This is a genomic window from Prosthecobacter sp. (genome assembly GCF_044227185.1).
Taxonomy (GTDB): domain Bacteria; phylum Verrucomicrobiota; class Verrucomicrobiia; order Verrucomicrobiales; family Verrucomicrobiaceae; genus Prosthecobacter.
The window spans coordinates 803,659-825,608 of sequence record NZ_JBGAFO010000001.1 but is presented as its reverse complement, the minus strand read 5'-3'; the positions used below and the strand labels follow the sequence as shown (position 1 = coordinate 825,608).

The 21,950-nt window shown below is 58.7% G+C and carries 22 protein-coding genes and 1 tRNA gene; 14 read left to right on the top strand and 9 right to left on the bottom strand.

The window, feature by feature from the left end:
* The first annotated feature begins 64 nt into the window (after positions 1 to 64).
* Positions 65 to 277, top strand: a complete 213-nt coding sequence (locus ACILSQ_RS03520; RefSeq protein ID WP_395742197.1) for a hypothetical protein — start codon at positions 65 to 67, stop codon at positions 275 to 277.
* 23 nt (positions 278 to 300) lie between these two features.
* Here the strand turns inward: ACILSQ_RS03520 and mdoH are convergent, their stop codons facing one another.
* Positions 301 to 2,499, bottom strand: a complete 2,199-nt coding sequence (gene mdoH / locus ACILSQ_RS03515; protein WP_395742196.1) for a glucans biosynthesis glucosyltransferase MdoH — start codon at positions 2,497 to 2,499, stop codon at positions 301 to 303.
* A complete protein-coding gene (locus ACILSQ_RS03510) occupies positions 2,496 to 3,074 on the bottom strand; it encodes a hypothetical protein (RefSeq protein ID WP_395742195.1) in 579 nt (192 codons plus the stop codon). Before ACILSQ_RS03510 ends, mdoH begins: the two co-directional genes overlap by 4 nt.
* Before the next feature lie 131 nt (positions 3,075 to 3,205).
* On the opposite strand from ACILSQ_RS03510, the gene ACILSQ_RS03505 reads away from it, so the two are divergent.
* Entirely contained in the window at positions 3,206 to 3,463 is a 258-nt protein-coding gene (locus tag ACILSQ_RS03505) for a hypothetical protein (protein WP_395742194.1), read from the top strand.
* 67 nt (positions 3,464 to 3,530) lie between these two features.
* The gene (locus ACILSQ_RS03500) at positions 3,531 to 5,030 is read left to right on the top strand and encodes a hypothetical protein (protein WP_395742193.1); all 1,500 of its coding nucleotides are present in this window, start codon (positions 3,531 to 3,533) and stop codon (positions 5,028 to 5,030) included.
* A gap of 56 nt (positions 5,031 to 5,086) precedes the next feature.
* On the opposite strand, the gene ACILSQ_RS03495 is transcribed toward ACILSQ_RS03500, so the two are convergent.
* The gene (locus ACILSQ_RS03495) at positions 5,087 to 5,617 is read right to left on the bottom strand and encodes a type II toxin-antitoxin system VapC family toxin (RefSeq protein ID WP_395742385.1); all 531 of its coding nucleotides are present in this window, start codon (positions 5,615 to 5,617) and stop codon (positions 5,087 to 5,089) included.
* Complete coding sequence (locus ACILSQ_RS03490) at positions 5,604 to 6,419, bottom strand: hypothetical protein (RefSeq protein ID WP_395742192.1); 816 nt, start codon at positions 6,417 to 6,419, stop codon at positions 5,604 to 5,606. The genes ACILSQ_RS03495 and ACILSQ_RS03490 overlap by 14 nt, the downstream gene beginning before the upstream one ends.
* Before the next feature lie 462 nt (positions 6,420 to 6,881).
* Here ACILSQ_RS03490 and ACILSQ_RS03485 point away from each other — a divergent pair, with 462 nt between their 5' ends.
* Positions 6,882 to 7,094: a hypothetical protein gene (locus ACILSQ_RS03485; RefSeq protein WP_395742191.1), complete on the top strand. Its 213-nt coding sequence runs from the start codon at positions 6,882 to 6,884 to the stop codon at positions 7,092 to 7,094.
* A gap of 316 nt (positions 7,095 to 7,410) precedes the next feature.
* On the opposite strand, the gene ACILSQ_RS03480 is transcribed toward ACILSQ_RS03485, so the two are convergent.
* The 4 genes from ACILSQ_RS03480 to ACILSQ_RS03465 all read right to left on the bottom strand — a co-directional run bounded on the left by ACILSQ_RS03480 (position 7,411) and on the right by ACILSQ_RS03465 (position 11,693).
* Positions 7,411 to 8,754 carry a DUF1501 domain-containing protein gene (locus ACILSQ_RS03480; RefSeq protein ID WP_395742190.1) on the bottom strand — a complete coding sequence of 448 codons (1,344 nt, stop codon included), beginning with the start codon at positions 8,752 to 8,754 and terminating at the stop codon, positions 7,411 to 7,413.
* Between the two features lie 218 nt (positions 8,755 to 8,972).
* On the bottom strand, positions 8,973 to 9,236 hold the full coding sequence (locus ACILSQ_RS03475; protein ID WP_395742189.1) for a hypothetical protein: 264 nt from the start codon (positions 9,234 to 9,236) through the stop codon (positions 8,973 to 8,975).
* Between the two features lie 706 nt (positions 9,237 to 9,942).
* Entirely contained in the window at positions 9,943 to 10,563 is a 621-nt protein-coding gene (locus ACILSQ_RS03470; protein WP_395742188.1) for a tetratricopeptide repeat protein, read from the bottom strand.
* A gap of 38 nt (positions 10,564 to 10,601) precedes the next feature.
* The gene (locus ACILSQ_RS03465; protein WP_395742187.1) at positions 10,602 to 11,693 is read right to left on the bottom strand and encodes a hypothetical protein; all 1,092 of its coding nucleotides are present in this window, start codon (positions 11,691 to 11,693) and stop codon (positions 10,602 to 10,604) included.
* Positions 11,694 to 11,803: 110 nt separating this feature from the next.
* Here ACILSQ_RS03465 and ACILSQ_RS03460 point away from each other — a divergent pair, with 110 nt between their 5' ends.
* The 10 genes from ACILSQ_RS03460 to ACILSQ_RS03415 all read left to right on the top strand — a co-directional run bounded on the left by ACILSQ_RS03460 (position 11,804) and on the right by ACILSQ_RS03415 (position 20,792).
* The gene (locus ACILSQ_RS03460) at positions 11,804 to 13,051 is read left to right on the top strand and encodes a dynamin family protein (RefSeq protein ID WP_395742186.1); all 1,248 of its coding nucleotides are present in this window, start codon (positions 11,804 to 11,806) and stop codon (positions 13,049 to 13,051) included.
* On the top strand, positions 13,005 to 13,493 hold the full coding sequence (locus ACILSQ_RS03455) for a hypothetical protein (protein ID WP_395742185.1): 489 nt from the start codon (positions 13,005 to 13,007) through the stop codon (positions 13,491 to 13,493). The genes ACILSQ_RS03460 and ACILSQ_RS03455 overlap by 47 nt, the downstream gene beginning before the upstream one ends.
* A gap of 915 nt (positions 13,494 to 14,408) precedes the next feature.
* Entirely contained in the window at positions 14,409 to 15,173 is a 765-nt protein-coding gene (locus tag ACILSQ_RS03450; RefSeq protein ID WP_395742384.1) for a QueG-associated DUF1730 domain-containing protein, read from the top strand.
* Positions 15,104 to 16,000, top strand: a complete 897-nt coding sequence (gene queG, locus ACILSQ_RS03445) for a tRNA epoxyqueuosine(34) reductase QueG (protein WP_395742383.1) — start codon at positions 15,104 to 15,106, stop codon at positions 15,998 to 16,000. The genes ACILSQ_RS03450 and queG overlap by 70 nt, the downstream gene beginning before the upstream one ends.
* A gap of 592 nt (positions 16,001 to 16,592) precedes the next feature.
* Positions 16,593 to 16,667, top strand: a tRNA-Cys gene (locus ACILSQ_RS03440).
* 70 nt (positions 16,668 to 16,737) lie between these two features.
* A complete protein-coding gene (locus ACILSQ_RS03435; RefSeq protein ID WP_395742184.1) occupies positions 16,738 to 17,307 on the top strand; it encodes a hypothetical protein in 570 nt (189 codons plus the stop codon).
* A 482-nt stretch (positions 17,308 to 17,789) separates the two neighbouring features.
* Positions 17,790 to 18,935 carry a 2'-deoxycytidine 5'-triphosphate deaminase domain-containing protein gene (locus ACILSQ_RS03430; RefSeq protein ID WP_395742183.1) on the top strand — a complete coding sequence of 382 codons (1,146 nt, stop codon included), beginning with the start codon at positions 17,790 to 17,792 and terminating at the stop codon, positions 18,933 to 18,935.
* A gap of 8 nt (positions 18,936 to 18,943) precedes the next feature.
* Positions 18,944 to 20,068, top strand: coding sequence for an ASCH domain-containing protein (locus ACILSQ_RS03425; RefSeq protein WP_395742182.1), 1,125 nt, complete (start codon positions 18,944 to 18,946; stop codon positions 20,066 to 20,068).
* Positions 20,069 to 20,199: 131 nt separating this feature from the next.
* Positions 20,200 to 20,412 (top strand): hypothetical protein, encoded by a 213-nt coding sequence (locus tag ACILSQ_RS03420; RefSeq protein ID WP_395742181.1) that lies wholly within the window; start codon positions 20,200 to 20,202, stop codon positions 20,410 to 20,412.
* On the top strand, positions 20,409 to 20,792 hold the full coding sequence (locus ACILSQ_RS03415; RefSeq protein ID WP_395742180.1) for a DUF2513 domain-containing protein: 384 nt from the start codon (positions 20,409 to 20,411) through the stop codon (positions 20,790 to 20,792). The genes ACILSQ_RS03420 and ACILSQ_RS03415 overlap by 4 nt, the downstream gene beginning before the upstream one ends.
* A 458-nt stretch (positions 20,793 to 21,250) precedes the next feature.
* Here the strand turns inward: ACILSQ_RS03415 and ACILSQ_RS03410 are convergent, their stop codons facing one another.
* On the bottom strand, positions 21,251 to 21,766 hold the full coding sequence (locus ACILSQ_RS03410) for a hypothetical protein (protein ID WP_395742179.1): 516 nt from the start codon (positions 21,764 to 21,766) through the stop codon (positions 21,251 to 21,253).
* Positions 21,767 to 21,950 lie beyond the last annotated feature (184 nt).

The following is a 21,950-nucleotide window of genomic DNA, read 5'->3' as shown; positions in this document are numbered from 1 at the left end:
ATTCTGCCGATGTTATAATCCCGGCCCGATGTCTGCTGCATCCCACCTTGAACCCACCGAACCGATGAAAACAAAACTGTCCCTCCTCCTCGCCGCAGCCCTCACGCTGGGTTCGGTGAGTTCCTGCGTCGCTCCCTACGGGTATGGCGGGCCCTCTTCCCGGCGGCCCTATTACCGCTCTTACGGCAGCTATTCCCACGGCACCAGTCTGGGGGGCTACCGTGGCGGCGGCGCTGGCGGGGGTTTTGGCGGCAGCTTTGGCGGTTTCGCCCGCTAGCCCCGTGTGAAAAGTCACACCCCTCAGGCCGTCCTCTCGCCCGGCAGGACGGCTGCTTTGGCGGCTTCGCCGTCTTGCTCCAGCTCCCGCTTCGCCAGCGTGTGTGCAAAGGGGCTGGTGGCCGCCAGGTTGTACTGCCGGATCGCCGTCGCCCAGAACGGCGCCAGCTCGTGGTCCGCCGCGCTCCAAATCCGGTAGTGCAGGTTCGTCACCGTGTCCGTGTCGTGCATCAGCGCCTTCAGCTCCTGCGCGCTCAGCGTCTGCGGCCCCTGCGTGATCAGCCGGTGGCTGATCTCCTTCAGATACGCCGATGACACCTCGATCGTGCGCCGCTTGCGCAGCAGGCTCACATGCAGCCCGTTCACATACGGGTCCAGGCACACCTGCATCAGGCCGTAGTGCCGCTCCAGCTCCGGAGACAGCGGGATGCGGTCTTTGATCTCCTTCAGGTTCTGCTGCATCGTGTTCAGCACCGTCGGCGGCTCATGCTCCTCCGGCGTCAGGAAAAGGCCCAGCCGCCGCCCGCTCCGTCCGCTGGACACCATCGCGGCCACCAGGATGGAAACCGCCAGGGAAAACAAAATCGGGCTGATCCAGATGAGAAATTTCAGCGAGACAAACCACCCCAGCACCGCCCAGAGCACCCCAAGAATGGTGACGCTGAGGAAGGTGAAAATGATCTCGCTCCAGTTGATCCCGCCATCGATCTTCCGCCGCTGCGTCACCCAGCTCACGCTCTTGCCGATGACCGTATAGACCACAAAGCGCGCATGAAACACCATCAGCACCGGCGCCATCAGCGTGAAGACCACCGTGTCCAGCAGGCTGCTGAAAAAGGTGAGAAAGCGCAGCCGCAGCGGCTTGAACATCCGTCCCGTGATCACCTCATCCAGCAGGATCACCGTCTTCGGCAGGAAGATCAGCATCGCCGTCACCGCCAGCAGGATGTGCTCCGCCAGGATGGCCTGCGGCTGCACATGCGGCGTCCGCGTCGCCGCCAGAAACGTCGCCAGCACCAGAAAGGCAAACCACAGCAGCGAGCTCACATAGCTCAGGATCCCGTGCAGGAAATTGATCCGGCTCATCGGGTGCCACCCTTTGGCAAACAGCAGCCACAGGTGCTGCATGTTCCCCTGGCACCATCGGCGGTCGCGCTTCAGCATGTCCACCAGCGTCGGCGGGCCTTCCTCATAGCTGCCGCGCGTGGTGGGCAGCAGCCGCACCGCGTAGCCCGCCTTCCGCATCAGCGCCGCCTCCACAAAGTCGTGGCTCAGGATGTGCCCGCCAAACGGCGCATTCGCCGGCAGCGGCGGCAGCGCACAGTGCTCGATGAACGGCGCCAGTCGCAGGATCGCGTTGTGCCCCCAGAAATTCGCCTCCCCGCACTGCCAGTAGTCCAGCCCCGCCATGAACGGCGGCCCATACAGCGCCTGCGCAAACTGCATCACACGCCCGAGCAATGTATCGGCCGCGATCTGCTTTGGAAAGGTCTGCACGATGCCGATCCCCGGATTCTTCTCCATGATCCGCACCATGCTCGTCAGCAGCGCCCCGGACATCAGGCTGTCCGCATCGAGCACCACCATGTAGCGGTAGCGCTTCCCCCAGCGCCGGCAGAAGTCGCTTACGTTCCCGCTCTTGCGGTTGATCTGCTTGCGCCGCCGCCGGTAAAAGATGCGGCCAAAGGCCTTGAGCTGCCGGCACAGCTCCAGCCACGCCGTCTCTTCCTCGATCCACTGGCTCGCTTTGTCCGAATCGCTCAGGATGAAAAAGTCAAAGTGCTTCGACTGCCCCGTGGCCTCCAGCGAGAGGTAGATGGAGCGCAGCCCCTCATACACCCGCGTCACATCCTCATTGAAGACCGGCATGATGATCGCCGTGCTGGCCGTGATGGGCTGCTCGAAATCCTCCTGGTTGAGCGAGAGCCACAGATTCAGCGAATCCGGCTGCGGGCGGTTCATCAGCCACACGCCGAAGAGCGCCGTCCAGAAGCCGACATTGAGCTGGTAATACAGCGGGATGAACACCAGCAGCAGCGCCCACTCGGAAAGCCGCATGCCGTTTTCCGAAAGGAAGATGAAGGAGAGCCACGCGCCCACAATGGTGCCCAGCCCCACCAGGGAAAAGAACGTCGCACGGCGTGTGCGGGAGACGCGCTTCGGCGGCATCCCGGCCGTCATGCCGATGTTCGCGGTCTGGCTGCCAACAGGTGCTGCGCTCATCGGAAGAGGGAGTAAAGGTAGCCCAGCACGCTGCCCACGATGATGATGAGCACCGAATAGCGCAGGAGGGGGTGGCGGCCCAGCCGGTCAAAGGTGTCGTCCGCCACGTCGGTAAACATGCCCAGGTCGATGTCGCGCGGCGTCATCTTGCTCACCTGCATGCCCGGGCCGGAGGTTCGGATCGCCGAGCGCATCGCCTCGGCCATGTCATCCGGCATGTTCTGCTCATCCAGAAAAAACTGCGGCCAGCGGGAGGGGCCGCCCGCCAGGTGAAAGCCCAGGCGGCCCGTGGCCTCCAGCTGCGCCTCGCTCAGATTCAGGTCGCTGTAGATCGAGCCCAGCCACTCCCGCAGCATCAGCCGCGCCTGCTCGATCGAGTGCGCCGTCGGCGTGCGCGTGGGATCCTTCGCATGCGCCTTCGCCGCATTGCGCAGCGTTTCCAGGATCAGCTGCGTGCGGCGGATTCGGTTGTGAAGCTGATACGAGCGGAAGTAGTCCGCGAGGCGCGCATACGCCTCGTTCCACTCTTCCTCGGTGCCCGTCGCCGGGGCAAACTGAATATTGACTGCTTCCATGGAGGTTCAAATCCGAGCCGCCTGAGAATGCGCAGTTTTGATGCCGTGCAAAGAGGATTCCTCAGCGGCTTGACAAACTCAGGGAAACCCCGTGCATTCACCGCATGGGAGAACTGATCCGCCATCACCCCATGCTCACAGGAGTCATCTTCCTCTCCGTGGTTCTGTCTCTGCGCCTCGTCTTTGGCCTGTGGCTGCTGCGCAAGTTTGACGCCGTGCCGCGCTGGAAAAAGCTGCGCTGGTCCTGCCTCGCGCTGCTGCCAGTGCTGGGCCCGCTCTTTTACGCCGCCTTCTTCAAGCTGCCGCCCCCCAACGACCCGGCTGTCATCGCCCGGGTGAATGAGCACGTCACCAGCGGCACCATCACCGCGGCCATCATCGATAAATGACGGCCCCCCGCGCGGCCGATTTTTGATCTTGTCATGCCCCCTTGATATCAAAGATGCTCCCCGCCGCATGAATATCCCCACCCTCTCCTTCGGCATCATGCTCGCGCTGGCGGCCTCCTCCCCCCTGCAGGCTGAGCCACGCTCCTGGACCAATGCCCAGGGAAAACAGCTCCAGGCCGACTTTGGCGGCGTGAAGGACGGCACCGTCACTCTGATCATGCCCGGCGGCAAGACCGCCGCCGTGGCGCTGACGAGCCTTTCACCTGAAGACCAAGCCTGGGTCACGACCAATGCCTCCAAAGCAGTGCCCGCCCCCGACCCCGCCGATGCTCAGCGCATCCCCTGGGACAAGCGCCGCATGCCCGCGGAGGTGAAGGAGCCCATGCTCTACATGAACATCCGCATCGTGAAGGAGGCCCCCGGAGAGTGCATCTACGAGTCCGGCCACTTCCAGTTCAAGACCAGCGCCAAGCTCGGCGCCATCCTCATGAAGGATGTCTGCCGCGCCTTCGAAAGCACCTACGAGCTCGTGCGCCTCATGCCCTGGGGCATCACCCCCCGGCCCGAGGAAGGCCGCACCAAGTTTCAGGCCGAGCTCTACGCCACGCGGGATCAATACCTCGCCACCGGCGCACCCCGCTGGTCCGGCGGCGTTTACGTGCGCAAAGACAAGGTCTTCCGCATGCCCTTTGATCAGCTCGGCATCTCCGACACCGTCGGCGCCAATGGCGCCTACTACCGCAAAGGCGAGGTGAACAACGACACCATCACCCATGAGATCACCCACCAGATGATGCATGAGTACCTCCCCTACATGCCCGTCTGGCTCATCGAAGGTCTCGCCGAATACACCTCCAACCTCGCCTACAAAGGCGGCCTCTTTTCCGTCAGCGGAGACAGCGCCGCCTTCGCTGCCTCCAAGCAGCCCGGCTCCCGCTACCGCGGCCTCATGCGCTCCATGGACACCCGCGGCTCCTGGATCGGCGTCAAACAACTCTGGGGCTACACCACCGACATCAGCACCCGCAATGAAATCACCACCTTCACCATCAATCCCCGCAAGGAGGAGCCCCCCAGGCCCCCGAACACCGTTCGGCCTCTCAACAGTCAGCCGCCCATGATGAACGATCTCGCCGACCGCTACCGCTCCTCCCACATCCTCGCCTACTTCTTCGTGCACGATGACAACGGCCGCCGCCTCATGCGCTACTTCGAAGCCCTGCATGAAGAAAAGAAAAAATGGCCCGTCTTCTGGTCGCAGGTGGACGCCTACAATGCCGAGCTCAAAAAGCTCCGCCCCGCCTATGACGAATACCGCGGCGCCATGCGCGCCTTCATGCAGCAGCCCGGCGTCCAGGACCTCGGCGGCGGCCGCTTCTCCTACCCCAAAAACCTCACCCCTCCCGCCGCACCCCCCGAACCGCCCAAAGAACCCGTCCCTCCCGACAACACCGACCCCGACGCCGTCTGTGCCAAACACCTCAGCATCCTCCTCGGCGACCGCACCCTCGAACAACTCGAGCAGGACGTCCGCGCGATGTTTCAGAAGAACGGGCTGAACTTGTGAGCCCGCGCAACTCGACGGGGTAGTGTCCTAATTTTGGTGGCCAGCCTCAATAAGGATTAAAGCAGCGTGGGCATGCCTTGCGGATAATCTGGATTTATGATCTTCAACTTGTGAACTTTATCCGAGCCATTGAGACCAATAAGGGAAACCGTTTTAGTCTTGTTGAGGTCGTCATCAATTCCCTTCTTCCTGCCTCTATCAAAAGTATGGAACTCATCCACCCGTTCAATGGTGGCGGTTGCTAAGTGAATAGCATCTGGGGTTAAGAGTTGCCTGCCTGCTTCCGAGCAATCTTGGCGATAATCGCGGGCACGCATTGCAACGGGAGGCCCAACTTCAATCAGTTTGTGGCGGTGCCCATCAAAACACCGTTGGAATTTGCGTTCTAAAGCGGGATTATCGAGTTTTTTGGGCGTCACCTCGATAAGCGTGATGGTGGATGTTACCATGATGTTCTCGCCTCGAAGGTTAGCGTCTGCAATGGCTTTCAGTACAGGAAGAAACGGCGCATAAGCTTCTTCCTCCAGAAGCCATGCAATGTAAACGGCAGCATCCCAGTATATGATCGGTTTTTTAGTCCCACTCATCGCTTTCAAAGTTGGCTATTTCCTCGGCTGTCATGTGACCCTTGAAGGCTCCCCTTAGCTGGCCTATATGAAATTCCGCCTCCAATGGAGGGATGATCACGACATCCTCAACATCCACAAAATGAGGATGAATGCCGCCTGGGCGATAATGCTTTCGGCCAGTTACTTTGACCGTTTTTTGAGCAGACTTGCTAATGAGGGATTTGAAACGCGAAGGAACGCGGCATGCCACACGCTCAGGGCCAGAGGAAGGATAGATCCAAATCATATTGGCCTGCTCTCCATGCACATTGAGAGCGTCGAGGTCACCTGTTAAGGTGCCATAAGATACGATCTGATTAGTAAGCAGGGTATGCACCGTCTTTTGGAACGACGAATCAATTTTAACCTCTGTTACGTGGTTTTTCAGTCGTAGGGATTTGAAGTTCTTCCCATATCCTTTTGCCACTTTATCTAATAACCCAAGGGTTGTGTCGTCCATTTCCTCGGATGGGGCCTGTCCTTTGGCGAGAGCCGCCATTTCCTGAAAAAAGCGGTGATGAAATTTGACCAGCCGTGCCCTTGTCGGAATATGCTTTTTAGTCGTCCTCCTTATGGGCTCTAATGTGATAGTTAAGGGGCTGCTATGAGTGGCATCCACGATTCGAAAATCCACCGATGGTGTGCCGTCAATCAGTCTGTCCACACGCATCATGGATGCCTGAAGATTCTTCAATTCCTCTAGGAAATCACCAAGCAGGACATGATTCTCTTGGGAATCAAGGCCTTCAATTTCAATGGTGATGTCGAGATTTTCGTCCATTCGCGGAATATACTGTTCGTATGAACTTGATCAAATATTGTCCTGTATTACAACAAGACGGTTGCTTTCTGCACGCTATTTCGACGCCAAAACAGCGGCTGCGCTCGATCCGGGAGCACGTCACGGGCCCACTGTGAGAGATTTGCACCCGCGCTCTTGGATACCCCTCGGACAATCCGGTGCTCATTGGGTCGACATGCTGACACGGATGGTCAGCCCCTCGACTTCGTGAACGGGCAAATGCATTATGTGTGCTTTTAGAGAATGGTGTCATGGCTATGTCGCCCGGAGAAATCCAGCGTCACGCTGTTTGCACAAGTAGTGAAGAACTCTTGCGAGGCATTGACCATACCATCGGCCCTTTTGAGTGGTGGAGGCTTATTGAGATTTGCCTTTGAAATTAGGACACCACCACTCGGCGGCGCGTCTTGCCGAAGGCTCACATCAAAGTAAAATGATCAGATGACCGCTGCCCAGATCATGCATGAGACCGACTGCCTGCCGCCTGCCGAGCAGGAGAAGGTGGTGACGTATGCGCGGCAGTTGCCCAGAAAAAAACCTTTGTCCGCCCCTGAACTGACCTCGCTGGCCCAGCGCATGGTGGATGCGACTGATGAGGAAATCGCGCAGCGTCTCAAAGCCGAACTCGTGAATGGCTTCTACGGGACCGAATGATGCCGCAGCTTCGGCGTATCATGCTCTCTGCTTTGCATCATATCCAGACTCCTTGTACCCCAAGGATCACGACGCTGTATGCCGCTTCAACGATCCCGGAGGGATCACAGCCGGTAGCCAGAGGTCAGCTCGCGTAGCGAGCGCCACCCCTGGAAAACGTGCCCCTTCCGGTAAGCAAACCCACCGCTTCTCAACACCACGCCAGATTCCAGCAGCGTCTGCAACGTGTCCCGCCACACTCCTGCGTCGCGGGTACCAAGGATTACCGATTACCAAACGATCCCTCTGAAACCCTCCCGCGTCACCGACTTCCCCCCTACGCAATCACCTCCTGAATCAACCGCCCCCCGTTCACGATGTCAACCGGCCGCACATTCTCCACCACGATGCGCTTGCTCGCATTGATGCCCAGCAGCCGATACATCGTGCGCGCAAGATCCTCGGGCCCCACCGGGTTTTCATCCGGCTCCCCGCCCAGCGCGTCGGACTTGCCATACACAAATCCTTTCTTCACGCCGCCGCCCGCCATCGCCACGGAGAACACCCGCGGGTAGTGGTCGCGCCCGTTCGTGCTGTTGATGCGCGGCGTGCGCCCAAACTCGGAGCTCACCAGCACCAGCGTGGTGTCCAGCATGCCGCGTTCATCCAGATCCTTGATGAGTCGTGAGAAAGCCACGTCAAACTGCGGCGCCTGGCTTTCAAACGCCCCCTTGATGTTGGAGTGGTGGTCCCACCCGCCGTAGTTCACGGACACCATCCGCACCCCGGCCTCCACCAGCCGCCGCGAAAGCAGGAAACGCTGCCCCGCCGCATTGCGTCCATACTCGTCCCGCAGCTTGTCCGGCTCCGCGTTCAGGTTGAACGCCTCCCGCGCCTTGTCAGAGCTGATCAGCTTGTACGCGGCCTGATAAAAATTGTCCATCGCACTCAGACCATCGGATTTCTCCGTCGTGCGGAAGTGCTCGTCCACGGCGGAGAGTAGATTCCGCCGCCGCTCAAAGCGCTTCGGATCGATGTCCTTCGGCGAGGCAAGATCCCGCACGGTGAAGCCTCTGTCCGCAGGGTCGCTGCCCAGTGCAAACGGCCCATACGCGCTGCTCATGTACCCGCTGCCCTGTTCTGGCGCGATAACGCTGGGCACCGCCACATACGGCGGCAGATTGTTCCGCGGCCCCTGCTCGTGCGAGATGATGGAGCCGAAGCTCGGAAACTTGATCGCCGGGCTCGGCCGGTACCCCGTGAACATGTTGTGCGTGCCACGCTCATGCGCCGCCTCCCCATGCGTCACCGACCGGATCAGTGTGATCTTGTCCAAAATCTTCGCGATGTTCACAAACTGCCCGCCCACAAACTCTCCCGTCACACCCTTCACCGGACTGAACGGCCCGCGATAATCCGGCGAGGCAAACGGCTTCGGATCCCACGACTCATGCTGCGCCATCCCGCCGGGCAGGTAGATGTGGATGATGGACGTAGCGATAGGCTTGTAGCTCTCCACCGCCGGCATGGCCAGCGTCTGCTCCGCCGCCTGCAGCTTCAGCATCTGCGGCAGCGTCAGCCCCAGCCCCGCCATCGCCCCTACCTGCAAAAAGTCCCGCCGCCCCTGAGCGGTGGTGAAAAGGTTGCTGTGATTGCCAGAGCAGAGACGATGCATTTTCATGGTGCGGATGCGTAAAGGTTTCCACGCCAACCTACCCCGCCCAAAGCCCCCTTGTTGCTCGCACACCCCACTATGCCAAACCCGGCGCAATGATGCGCAAAGAAAGCGCAGGAGAATGAGATCTGCCCGGCACTTTGCCTTCCGCTCAGCCCCCCTTCAATCCAGCCAGTTCTCCACCCGCAAGCCCGGCACTTTGGCAAAGTGAACCACGTTACGCGTCAGAACTGCGGCATCATGAGCGAGCCCGATGGCGGCGATTTTGAGATCCTGTGTCCGGCCTGCGGCAGTTGCTTGCGCAGATCACGAAACACTGCGGCGGCTTGTTCATCAAAAGGCAGCAAGCCGAGCTCCATAAGGAGTTCGAGGCTGTGTTTAAATTGCGCATAACCATGGACTTGTTTCTCACTGCCCGCCTTCTGTTTGCGGATGAAGGCGCTCCAGCCCTCGCAGACCTCCTGCGCAGTGACAACGGTGGTCAGCACTTCGACGCGATGCCTGGCAAAGCGTTGTTCAGCCGTTCCCCGCGCTCAGTGCCATGCACAAGCTCGGCAAAGTGATTGGTATCCAGCACCACATACATGAGCCTGCCAGTCTTCCTGGTTCGCCTGTTTCCGCCATTTGGCCCGTGCCGCATGACTTCGGCAAGATGCTGACCCTCCTTCGCCGCACTCGAGGTCTTCCTCCAACCGCTGCGCGACTCGCTCACAGTCGCTTCCATCCTGGCCGCGCGACGTTTATACCATAATCGATTGAAAACGGCTCGGTTCTCTCTCTTGGCCGAAACCACTCCGCAGCCCGCCCTCTTCTCACCCACCACCCCCGCGCCACCACGACCCCGGAGGGGTCACAGCCGGTAGCCAGGGGTCAGCTCGCGTAGCGAGCGCCACCCCTGGAAAGCACGCCCCCAATCCGGAAAGCAAATCCAGCGCTCCCTCCATCACACCGCGCCCTCCAGCAGCGTCCCACCGCCACCCCGCCGCAGTCACAGCGCACCGCAAACGCAGACGCCGTCCACCCAGCAACGCATAGGATCCCTCTGAAACACAGTCGATGGCTTTTATTCAGACCCGTTTTCAATGGATCCTGGTATAAGCAGCACGTTCGTATCGAGAACATCTCGTACCATGAATGCGCGAGGCTGCCGGTCGGTGGTTGCTATTGCAAAACGGGGCTTCGTTATCCTCCCCCTCACTCCCACTTCCGCAGCTTCACATGCACCTGCGCCACGCGCCCCATGTAGTGGTCCATGGAATAATCCTTCGCCGCCTTCAGCATGTGCATCTTCGCCTTCACATCATCTCCCGTCGCTTCAAAATACAGCCCCAGGTACAAATGCGCATAGCAGCGATGGTTTCGCAGCCGTTCTCCCTCCCCCTCCTCCGCCGCCTTCAGCACCGCCTCCTCGCTGCCTTTCCCGGCAAACAGCTCATGCACCTCCTTCATGGGGATGCGGCTGTCTCCCTCGATCGGAATAAAAACCTTCCGCGCCGCCTCCACCCCCTCCGCCTTGGCGATGCACAAAAAATGCCACGCCGCATTCTCCACATCATTCCCGTTCACCGTCTGGTGCACCTCAAACTGCTCCCGCCCGCCCTTGAAATCCCCCGCATAATAAAGCGAAAGCCCCCGCTGCCAAAGCTGCGGCTTCATCTCCGGCACCAGCGCGATGAGCCGGTCAAACGCCGCCACCGACTCCTTCGGCTTCGCCTCAAAGAAAAAATCCACCCCCTGGTGATACAGCTCCCGCGCCGATGTCTCCTCCTTCTCCTCCGCCACAACATCAGAGTGCAGGCCAGACAAGAGCAGCATCAGGAGCAGAAGCCGAGGCAGGGAGGGCAGGTGTTTCATCATGGCAGCATCAAAAACGCCGGTGACGGAAAAAATTGTGCAGGATCACCCCACACCAGCGGCAGCGGCAAAATCAGCGCCAGGTCCGCCAGCACACGGTACGCATCCGCCGAGTAGTGCCGGCGCAGCCCATGCACCACGCTGTGCAGCACCACCACCCCCAGCGCCGCGCGCGCCGGCCCCAGCAGTGCATGCTCCAGCCTCCCCAGCTCGATGCACCACAGCACCCCCAGCGTGAAAAGCAGCGTCCCCACCACCAGCAGCACGTGCCGCGGGTCATCCTTCACCCCCTCTTCCCGGCGCGAGATCCCATGCAGATTGCACGCAAACAGCAGCGCCAGCAGCACACACTCCAGCACCGGCTCAGCCACCGTCTCCGGCATCGCCAGAAACCGCGTGCCAGTCGTGCAGCCCATCGCAAACAGCAGCGCCCCAGCCATCTCCTTCGGCAAAACCGTGCCCATCCGCACATCCATCTGCCGCAGAAACGAAAGAATCATCACCCCCAGCACCAGCACGCTCAGCACCAGCTTCGTCCCGCTCGTCATCGGCATCCGTGACACCAGCATGATGCCCCCCAGCCCCGCGCACGAAATAAACACATCCCGCGACACCCGGCTCCCCTGCGCAGTCCACGAGGCCAGGTACAGCGCCACCAGCAGCGCCAGCCCCACCGCCTGCCACAGCACCCCCTCCGGGATCACCCACAGCGCCATCCACCCCAGCACCATCAGCGCCGGTGGAATCACACCCCACAGCAGCACCCGGCGGTGCCGGCGGTAAAACGCATGCCTCACATCCAGCCCCGCGGGATTCCTCACCGCCACCGTGTCCAGCGTCCGGTCCAGCAGGTACACCACCCAGCACGCCAGCGCCAGCCCCGCGCTCAGCAGCGGCGTCAGCCGCACCCCATGCGCATGCGCCAGCGCCCCCTGCCACAGCACCGCCACCACCGGCGCCTCCAAACTCAGCACATGCGGCCACAGCCACCACGGCGTGCGTTTGGCATGGGCAGGTTCACAGGCGGCAGCAGTCTCAGCACTCAAAGTCCCCTCCTCTCTAAATCCCCTCCGCCCAAAAGGGAACTTCATTCGAAAACGAATTTCACCCTCCCTCCCCCCACAAACCGAGAACAGAGAACAGAGAACCGCGAACCCAGTTGCGGCCCGTAGCGCACGCGGCACCTTCCCTCACCCCCCTCATGATTGGCGACGACTATTTCGAACTCCGCTCCCGCATCGGCACAGACCTCCTCGCTCTCACCGCCGCCCTCCGCGAATCCGGCGGCGATGCCGAGTCCGCCGCCATCCTCGAAAACCTCATCGCCTCCCTCAAGGAGCCCTTCGTCTTCGTCGTCGTCGGCGAGGTCAATGTCGGCAAATCCACCTTCCTCAATGCCCTCTTCGGCCAGGACTTCTCCTCCACCGGCGTCATGCCCACCACCGGAAAGATCCTCTTCTTCCGCCACGGCCCCGAACACAGCGTCGTCCCCGTCACCCCCACCCTCGATGAAGTCTATGCCCCCGTGGACTTCCTCCGCGACTTCCACATCGTCGATACCCCCGGCACCAACTCCGTCGAAAACGAGCACCAGCTCATCACCGAGCGCTTCGTCCCCATCGCGGACCTCGTCATCTTCGTCTTCTCCGCCATGAACCCCTGGGGCGCCTCCGCCTGGCAGTTCCTCGAAAAAGTCCACCGCGAGTGGATGCGCCACGTCATCTTCGTCCTCCAGCAAAGCGACCTCCGCTCCCCCGAAGAAATCCAGGTCATCACAGACTACATGGGCCAGCTCACCCGCCAGCGCTTCGGCCGCGACTTCCCCCTCTTCGCCGTCTCCGCCAAAAAAGCCTTCCTCGCACGCGACGCCGGCATCGAGCGCGACCGCCTCCTCCACGACTCCGGCTTCCACGCCCTCGAAGCCCACATCTCCGGCATCGTCCGCCACAATGCCGCACGCCTCAAAAAACTCGGCAGCACCATGCGCCTCGCACGCCAGATCCTCGAAGGCTTGAAAGAGCGCCACACCGCCGGCATGCACCACGCCAAGCGCAAAATCGCCGTCCTCCAGGAGCTCCAGACAGAGCGCGAGCTCCAGGTCGACCGCACCCTCAAAAAAATCCTCCCCGCACTCGACGCCACCGAGCGCGACTACCACGAGTCCGTCATGCGCGTCGCCGGCCTCGCCCAGGACGCCCTCGCCACCCGCAAAGCCTTCCAGCGCAAAGACGCCGACGAAGAAAACGAATCCACCCCCCGCCCCCAGAGCCTCGACCACCGCCTCTTCCAGGAGCTCCAGCACCGCACCGGCGACCGCTGGCGCCAGGTCTCCCTCGTCCTCGAAGAAGACGTCCACCAGTTCGAGCGCTTCCTCTACGCCCAGGGCCGCGGCCGGCACCCATGTGGACTCCTCCCTCCGCCGCTTCGTCATCGGCCTCAAGCTCGATGAAGACATCGAGCCCGGCCTCGAAAACGCCCGCGTCACCGCCCGCTGGCTCCCCCGCCTCATCCTCCCCATCCTCCTCGGCACCGCCCTCTCCGCCTGGCTGGACGACCTCACCACCGCCGCCCTCGCCCTCGGCGCCGGCCTCCTCCTCCTCGCCGTCGTCTATCTCCTCACCCAGATCCGCCTCGCCAACGCCCGCAACTCCATCCTCGACAAACTCGAAGAATCCTCCGCCACCCTCCGCGTCATGCTCTCCAAGCAGGTCACCGAAGACGTCACCCACTGCTTCACCAAGTTCCTCGACACCCTCAACCCCGCCCAGGCCACCGCCGCCCAGGTCGAGCGCGACCAGTCCACCCAAGTCGAGCGCCTCCGCCACCTCTCCGACTCCTTCACCACCCTCGAAGAGCAAATCAAAGCCCTCACCCCCGCCGGCGCGAAGTAGTAGAGGTTCGCTCCCCGTCCACAGGCCACGCAGCAAATCACCAGGTCCAGTCATTCCCCCAAATTCGCGGCTATTCGCACCCATTTGCGTTGTACCACCATGAACAGCCGGATACGCGTCCATTCTCTCATGGCCTCAAACATCCCGGCCAGTTCCAGCCCCAAAGGGGCGGCGGACTCAGCCCAGGGCGCAGCGAGGAACGAGCAAGCCCTGGGGAGTGCCCACGCCACAAATCCGGATAGCAAACCCAGCACTTCGCCACACTTCGCCCGGTTCTAGCAGCGTCTGCTGCGCATCCCGCCACGCCCAACACTCCGCTTGCGCCCATCGCCCTCATTTCACCATCCATAGCTGCCCCAGCATCCAGCCTCCGGCAATTGACAATTCCCAGTTCTCAGTTCCCAGTTTTCAGTCCCCCCCCCGCGCCGTCCCATCAGCCCCAATACGCCCTATCAGACCTATAGGCCCTATCCCCCAGCCCCCTTCTTCCCACCGCCTCAGTCATCCAGCATCCAGCATCCAGCATCCAGCATCCAGCATCTAGGATCTAGCATCTAGCATCTCCCCCTCCCCTCCGGAAACTCCGGCCAACAACCGCAAACCACCGCCAACAACCGCAAGCCACTGCAAACTCCGGTCCTCCCCGTCCCCCTTTCCGCGTCTTCCGCGTATTCCGTAGGCCCATCATTTCCCCCACCCCCAACTCCGTAGGCTCCCTCCCCCTCTTCGCGGCCCTCCCCTCTGGAAACTCCGGCCAACAACCGCAAGCCACTGCAAACTCCCCACCAGCTCAAGTCCGCCCTCATCGCCCAGGCCCGCGCCCTCGGCTTTGACGACTGCCGCATCGCCCCCGCCCAGCCCGCCGCCCACCGCGCCCTCTTCCAACAATGGCTCGCCGAAGGCAAACACGGCGACATGGCCTGGCTCGCCCGCAACCCCGAACGCCGCACCGACCCCACCCAAGTCCTCCCCGGCGCCAAATCCATCATCATCCTAGCCCTCAACTACTACCAAGGCGGCACCGCTTATCCTCAGGAATCGTCCTCGTCCTCCGAGCGAAGCGAGTCCTCCGTAGCTCAAAGAGCGAAGGACGGACCCTCGTCCTCGTCCTCCTACTCGAACTCGTCCTCGATCAATCCCCTCTCTCATCTCCACGCCCCTCAATCCTCCTCTTCCTCCTCCTCCCCCCTTCCGGACGAATCCCCCCCGCTATCCTCCCCATCGTCCTCGTCCTCCTACTCGAACTCGTCCTCGACCCATCCGCCCCCCCATCTCCCAGCGCCCCCAGCCTCCAACCAATCCTCCTCTTCCTCCTACTCCTCCTCTTCCTCCCCCCAGGTAGGGAGGCTGGTCCCCCAGCCTCCGCCGAGCGTCCCCTACGCCCCCACCTCCCCCGACTCCCCCTACCCCTCCCCATCGTCCTCGTCCTCCTACTCGAACTCGTCCTCGATCCATCCGCTCCCCCATCCCCCCGCGCTCCCCGCCCCTCAAGAATCCTCCTCCCCCTCGTCCTCGTCCTCTTCCTCCCCCTTCCGTCCCCCATCGCCCCCCCATCACCCCCCACCCCCGCGGCTCCCCCACCCACCGCCTCTCACGATCCAGCATCCAGCATCCAGCCCCCAGCATCGTCCCCTCCCCTCCCCCTTTCCGCGTCTTCCGCGTATTCCGCGTATTCCGTAGGCCAATCAAAATCCCCCGCATCCCCACCTCTGGAATCCAGCATCCAGCCCCCAGCATCCAGCATCCAGTACCGCATCGCCCGCTACGCCTGGAACAACGACTACCACGACCTCATCGAAGCCAAACTCCGCGCCCTCAGTGACTTCCTCACCGCCCACGGCGGCACCCAGCGCCCCTACGTCGATACCGGCCCCGTCCTCGAGCGCGACTTCGCCACCCTCTCCGGCCTCGGCTGGGGCGGCAAAAGCACCATGCAGATCCACCGCCACCTCGGCACCTGGTTCTTCCTCGCAGACATCCTCACCACCCTCGAGCTCCCCCCAGACGCCCCCGGCCCCGACCGCTGCGGCACCTGCACCCGCTGCATCACCGCCTGTCCCACCCAGGCCATCACCGCCCCCCGCCAGCTCGATGCCCGCCGCTGCATCTCCTACCTCACCATCGAATCCAAAGGCCCCATCCCCCTCGAATTCCGCCGCGCCATCGGCGACCGCATCTACGGCTGCGACACCTGCCTCGACGCCTGCCCCTGGAACCGCCACGCCCAGGCCTCCCACGAAGCCACCTTCCAGGCCCGCACCACCATATTCCAGCACACCCTCCGCGACTTCCTCACCCTTACCGACGAAACCTTCCGCACCCTCTTCGCCAAATCCCCCATCAAGCGCATCAAACGCCCCGCCTTCCTCCGCAACGTCTGCATCGCCCTCGGCAACACCGGCACCCCCGCCGACCTCCCCGCCCTAGAAGCCGCCGCCACCGACAAAAACCCCCTCATCGCCGAGCACGCCACCTGGGCCATCGCGGAGATAAAAGCCCGCCAGTAACCGGGGCATTCCTGCCCCGTCTCCCCCACCCGCCAAGCCGTTGGCAATGGTTTGCCATAGTTGGCCGTGGTTTGCGGTGGTTTGCAATGGCTGGCCCGAACCCGCGGCTCCGCCGCATTCCGCTCTCCGGACTCCGACCACAACTGCAAACAATCGCCAACCATTGCAAACCACAGCAAACTCCCCTCGGCTCGGTCTCCGGCAACAACCGCAAACCACAGCAAACAACCGCCAACCACCGCAAACTCCCCCCAGTACCCGGGGCATTCCTGCCCCGTCCCCCCGGCATCCTCCTCTTCCTCCTACTCATCCTCCTCCTCCCTAAACCTCCGGAAACTCCGGCCTCCGGCTCTGGCCAACCACTGTCAACAATCGCCAACCACCGTCAACTCCCCTCCGGCCTCCGGCTCCGGCAACAACCGCAAACCACTGCAAACAACCGCCAACCACCGCAAACTCCCCTCCGGCCTCCGACAACAACCGCAAACCACAGCAAACAACCGCCAACCATCGCAAACTCCCCACCCGCCCCTTTCGCCGTTCCCCTTGACTTCCGCCCCTCGCCCCCTACCCTCCCGGCGCTTTCGAGCATGGCGAGGTAGCAAAGTGGTAATGCACTGGTCTGCAAAACCGGTATGCGCGGGTTCAATTCCCGCCCTCGCCTCCACTCCACTTCACTTCATTCACTCCCTCGAGCCCGGGCAGTCGCATCGTGAACCTCAACTCGATTCCCTCTGGTGAGCAATGCCTACACAGTGCTTTGGAACAGTGACCGGGTCCGGATCGCCAAAAAGCACAGCCTCACCGGCCGGAGCATTGACTTTCTCTTTGGCGGCCCTCACACCACGCAGCCCAGTTTCATCAAAGCCGGCGTAAAGGCGGGAGAAATCGTCTATCCCGTTTCAGTTCGAGACGGCGCCCTTCACATCCTCTCGCAGGTACGCATCAGGGCCATCATGACGGTGGACGACTTCATCGCCGCTCACCCCCATCTCTATCCTCCCGAGACTCATTCACCACGCGCTTTCGAGACCCTCGAAAAAGGGGTCGAGTTACACCCCTGGCTGCGCGCCTTAAACTGGACCGGGTCAGATCATGTCCTCCTGGCAGAGAGATCCACACCCTTCAGCCTCGAAACCGTCCTTCCGCCCGAGCTGCTCATGCGGCTGACCTTCCGTTTCAACAAAGCCGACTGGCCCGTCAGTGGCGTCGCTGAGAGCCGCCTCACCACCACCGTCGGCCTTCAGGGCATCCATCGGTTGTCATTCTCTTCAGCATGGGACTTCGCCAGTCTCTTCCCGGCATGATTTCAGACACAGCCCTTTACGTGTATGGAGACCCTCTCTCCATCATGAAACCCTTCATCGCAGCTTTCCTCGCCACCTACCCGCTCTGCCAAGGCGCACGCGTGGTGGATCTGACGCCGGGGTGCGGAGCGGTGGCACAGGTGCGCAGGGCTCTTCGGTCATAGGAGGGTCGCGCAACGTATTGAGCGTCAATCACAAAAGATTAGCTAGCCGATTAAATGCCTAGCATCTTTTTCCCTCCCCATTTCTACGAAAAGCTATGATATTTTATACGCACCAACATATTGACGCGTTTTTTAGGGTATGATGCCATCGTGCGAAGATCATTTGTCGTGATCAGAACATTTTCCATGCATAGCCCACGGAACATCCCCTGACGGAAGTAACCAAGGTACATATCCGCACGATATAGGCATCGCCTAACGGATGTACAGAAAATCATTCGTTGATCCCTTTATTTATTGTCCTAACATGCTTATCTTATGAACGACGTTAAGGAATGGTTACCAGGAGCGCTTTGCAGCAAGCAGCTTGAGTATCTCTTTGATCAAGAAGTGATTAAGGGGGAAAGGCCATCTGAATTTGGGGAATCATCTTTTGATCTCACAATAAGCGATTCGAAAGCATATATGTTGCCAAAAGGAGGGGTAAAACCGGCGGGAGATGGATATGGGGTTTTGACTACTAAATTAAAAGATTTTTTTGTGACCCTAAAACCAGATGAGAACGGGGAGTTTCTTCTCAAGAAGGGGACAACATATTTGTTTGGAATTGGACAACGACTTCATGTCGACAATATTCGTGAACACAGATTCTTTGGTCAGGCGACAGCAAAAAGTTCGATCGGACGAATGGACGTTCTCGTACGCCTTATCGTTGACGGTATGGATTGCTATGAAGGCTTTATTCCCGACAGGATTAGTTCTGGTGATATGTATGTGGAAATTTCGCCCTTATCGTTCGATGTGGTTGTAAAACGCGGTATCGCTATTACACAACTCCGACTTTTTTATGGATCTCCAGACGAATGCGAGATAACAGGAGATGAATTGCATCGCGCAACATTGATTGGATCTCGAACAGATGGATACCTACGCGTCGATCTTTCAAATATTAAAGTGAAAGATTATTCAGCATGTGCCTTCAAAGCAGCCCCTCAGGAAGGAGTAATTCCTGTAAGATTGTGGAGCCAAAAACCGAAAATTGAACCTCATAAGTATTGGGAATGCATTGCGTCCAAAAAGGTAAATGGGACACCGTATCTCCCGATTGAGAAGGAAAGATTTTATATTCTGCGTTCTAAAGAACGGTTGGCACTACATGATAGTCTTGCTGTCTATTGTTTAGCTATCGATGAATCTATAGGTGAGATGAGAATTCATTATGCTGGCTTCGTTCATCCCCTGTTTGGCAGGGAAAGAGAGGATGATCAAAAAGGCACTCCCCTGATATTCGAAGTCCGCGGCCATGACGTTCCTGTTGTTCTTCATGACGGGGAGAAGCTGGCAAAACTAAAGTACTACAGAATGTCAGATCGGTTTGAGCGTAGTGTTAGTGAAATAAAAGGCCGCGTAGATGGTTACAAAGATCAAACTCTTAAACTGTCAGCGTTTTTCGGCGACTGGTGAATCACGACATGGAACAAAAGGCCGACATTAAGATTGTAAGACTCGCCGATGGCGATGTGTCGCACACTAGTGATCATTTAAAAGACTTCCGAGAAATGATACTTGGGTGCGATTCTATGTATCCAGGAATCGATAAGTGGCTCCGCTCCAAAGTGTTGCCAGGAATACGAACAGAGGAACGCTGTGCATTTGTAGGTTACTTGAATGAGCGCCCGGTTGTTACTGCCGTGGCGAAACGGGGAGAGGACGCAAAAGTGTGTCATTTGAAAATTTCACCTGAATTGCAAAACACAAACTTAGGGGAAGTATTTTTTTCGTTGATGGGCATTGAACTAAGAGCCTCCAAATTTACACCTCGTTCTGCACACCTAACATTGCCCGAAAGTCTTTGGGAGACAAAAGCAGATTTTTTTCAGTCGTTTGGATTTAGTGATGCTGCCCCTAATGCAGAACAATACCGGTTAATAGACTTAGAGCTTCGTAGTCAGGCATCGTTTACGGCTATTTGGAGGTCGATCTTGGACAAGATGCCTAAGCTGGCAAATATGTATTCTCTTGGAGGAATATCGCTCGACAGTGAATTGTTGTTTTCCATTCAGCCGAAGTATTCGAAGGCAATTTTATCCGGAAATAAAACAGTAGAGTTGCGCAGGAGATTTGCAAAAAAGTGGGTAAATGCACGAGTGTCTATATATGAATCTTCTCCGACTTATCAGATTGTTGGTGAAGCAAAGATAAAAGCGGTTCACGAATTAAATATCTCGACGATATGGAGTCGGTTTGGTGCTTTTGCCGGATGCACCAAGCAAGAATTTGAAACATATTTTTCAGGACAGAAAAAGGGTTTCGCGATCGAGCTTGCTGACGTCATCCCGTTTAGATACCCTATCTCTTTGATGTGGTTATCCGATCTATTGTCAGAGTCGTTAACCCCTCCTCAATCATATCTGACTCTAGAAAACAACAAAAAGTGGGCTCAGGCGATTTCTTTATCGGCTTATATGCAAGGGTGCCTGACGGGTGCGTCTAACAAGGCAAAGCGATTGATTAATTCCATATCGCAACTCGATCTTTCACCTATTTCAAAGGCTAGTGGGAATAACGAATCTATTCAGCTACCTTTAATTTTGTGAAATATTTAAAAAAAGATGCCAGGTATTTTGTACGTATTTTGTTTTAACTTTTCGAAAACCTAGAAACTCGCGGGTATCGTAGCGATTCACTATCCAAACCTCCGCACTCAACGCAACACTTGTCTTTTCCAATGACTCCCCAAGAAATAGCTCATGTAATCCAAGGCATGGATGAATTTAAAGCCCAGCCAAAGAGTTCTCAGAGCGATATCATTGCAAACAAGCCAGCGATGATCGATTTCCTGCGATATAGAAAAGATATGCTGGAAAAAGCCGATCCTCCCCAAGACGGCGGACCAACCCAAGAGTTGATCAATTTTTTGTTGTTCCCACGCAAGACATGAAACGAGATCTCGACCTTTGCCGCGAACTGATGATGGCCTTTGAAGCTGCCCCCGCGGGCCAAATTATTCAAACCCTCAGCTGGGATAGTGGAGAAAAAGAATATGATGCCGCAACCGTCTTTGCACATATTCAACTTCTGATCGACGCGGGCTTTTTGGAAGGAAAAGTTTATCCCGATTACTCGGCTTCAGAAAACAGCATGATGGCTGTGGAGCAGATAACTTGGGCAGGACACGACTTTATCGACAGCGCACGAAGCGAGGGAGTGTGGAACAAAGCCAAAGAGCGTCTCACACAAGCTGGGTCATGGACGTGGAGTCTTGCGCTGGAAGTTCTAAAGGACGAAGCAAAAAAACAAATGACAGGTCTGCTTTCCTAACAGGACCCCTGGCACCCGTTGCGCTACCTCACGCGCTGCCTCCCTTCTCCACCATACGCCTCCTCTCCGCCATCGCCCGTTGGATCACCAACCGACGCTCCGCCCCCAACTCCGAGGGCGTCATCACCGCCAACGCCCAGTTCAACCACAAGATCGGCCCCCTCCAGCGTGGCGACGTTTACGAAGATCCCCTCATCGACTTCCTCGAAAAGATGCCGGGCATTTTATACGCCTAACTTGCGCAACTCCCACATCCTCAATGTCTTACAGCCGTTCGAGTCGCACGCTACCCGGCGCGTGATTCGCAAAGACACCGCGTCTTCCACACCTCCTCAACGCCCCCATCCTCCCCGCCTCGGCACCTCCCGATTCCATGGCCCTCCCGCGGCCCTTCCAATAGGCATTGTGCACAGGGATTCTTTGAAGGTGCAGGCGCTTTGAGATTGCCGAAACGGCCATCAGGTGGGCGGCAGGTTTGGTTGCCCCCATTTAGCTCCTTCAAGCTGTCTGATGAGGACATCACGCTGGTGCGATCGGGCGGCTGAATTCGCTTCCTTCAGGAGTTCCAGAAGGACCGTCAACCAATCAGGAAGAGCTTTCCCACTTTCACTTACCTGCGTGCCTGTCAGCTTGGCTCCCTTCTCACCCAGAGGCTTCTTTGGAGTGAGAGACTGCAGGTCAATATCTTTGCCCAGTATCCGGGTGACCTCGCCATGAACTGTGGGAGGGATCGCATTCGATGAGAGATCCACCTTGCCCCACCACTGATCAGCAGTGTCCTTTATCGATCCGCAGGTCGTCTCGATCCACTCGTCGATAACCTTGTTGTCCTCATTTTTCCCCTGCTTGATTGCTTCCCGTTTCGCAGCCTGAGCATAAGGAATAACGACATAGTCTTTCGGTTTGGAAGAATAGAGGCTGCAACTGGTCATCACTGCGGCCACAGGAACAATAAGGATCGTTTGAAGTTTCATGGTGGGAATCGAACTGAGGTTGTTACCTTAATACCGCCTCACTTTGCGCCAAACTACTTCACATTGCTCACCATCAATTGAGCCGTAATAACCATCTTATGTGAAAGAGAAGATGCCAGGTATCTTGTTGCATTAATCTGCTCGATTTTTGTCCCGTAATGATATGCAAGCCCTTTAGTGTCCC

Bases quoted from the DNA above. Each gene is read 5' to 3' on its own strand.
- mdoH (WP_395742196.1), bottom strand. From the start codon at position 2,499: ATGAGCGCAGCACCTGTTGGCAGCCAGACCGCGAACATCGGCATGACG.
- ACILSQ_RS03460 (WP_395742186.1), top strand. From the start codon at position 11,804: ATGATTGGCGACGACTATTTCGAACTCCGCTCCCGCATCGGCACAGAC.
- ACILSQ_RS03505 (WP_395742194.1), top strand. From the start codon at position 3,206: ATGCTCACAGGAGTCATCTTCCTCTCCGTGGTTCTGTCTCTGCGCCTC.
- ACILSQ_RS03495 (WP_395742385.1), bottom strand. From the start codon at position 5,617: ATGAGTGGGACTAAAAAACCGATCATATACTGGGATGCTGCCGTTTAC.
- ACILSQ_RS03500 (WP_395742193.1), top strand. From the start codon at position 3,531: ATGAATATCCCCACCCTCTCCTTCGGCATCATGCTCGCGCTGGCGGCC.
- ACILSQ_RS03430 (WP_395742183.1), top strand. From the start codon at position 17,790: ATGAACGACGTTAAGGAATGGTTACCAGGAGCGCTTTGCAGCAAGCAG.
- ACILSQ_RS03480 (WP_395742190.1), bottom strand. From the start codon at position 8,754: ATGAAAATGCATCGTCTCTGCTCTGGCAATCACAGCAACCTTTTCACC.
- ACILSQ_RS03450 (WP_395742384.1), top strand. From the start codon at position 14,409: ATGGCCTGGCTCGCCCGCAACCCCGAACGCCGCACCGACCCCACCCAA.
- ACILSQ_RS03470 (WP_395742188.1), bottom strand. From the start codon at position 10,563: ATGCTGCTCTTGTCTGGCCTGCACTCTGATGTTGTGGCGGAGGAGAAG.
- ACILSQ_RS03485 (WP_395742191.1), top strand. From the start codon at position 6,882: ATGACCGCTGCCCAGATCATGCATGAGACCGACTGCCTGCCGCCTGCC.
- ACILSQ_RS03510 (WP_395742195.1), bottom strand. From the start codon at position 3,074: ATGGAAGCAGTCAATATTCAGTTTGCCCCGGCGACGGGCACCGAGGAA.
- ACILSQ_RS03415 (WP_395742180.1), top strand. From the start codon at position 20,409: ATGAAACGAGATCTCGACCTTTGCCGCGAACTGATGATGGCCTTTGAA.
- ACILSQ_RS03490 (WP_395742192.1), bottom strand. From the start codon at position 6,419: ATGGACGAAAATCTCGACATCACCATTGAAATTGAAGGCCTTGATTCC.
- ACILSQ_RS03425 (WP_395742182.1), top strand. From the start codon at position 18,944: ATGGAACAAAAGGCCGACATTAAGATTGTAAGACTCGCCGATGGCGAT.
- ACILSQ_RS03465 (WP_395742187.1), bottom strand. From the start codon at position 11,693: ATGAAGTTCCCTTTTGGGCGGAGGGGATTTAGAGAGGAGGGGACTTTG.
- ACILSQ_RS03420 (WP_395742181.1), top strand. From the start codon at position 20,200: ATGACTCCCCAAGAAATAGCTCATGTAATCCAAGGCATGGATGAATTT.
- ACILSQ_RS03520 (WP_395742197.1), top strand. From the start codon at position 65: ATGAAAACAAAACTGTCCCTCCTCCTCGCCGCAGCCCTCACGCTGGGT.
- ACILSQ_RS03410 (WP_395742179.1), bottom strand. From the start codon at position 21,766: ATGAAACTTCAAACGATCCTTATTGTTCCTGTGGCCGCAGTGATGACC.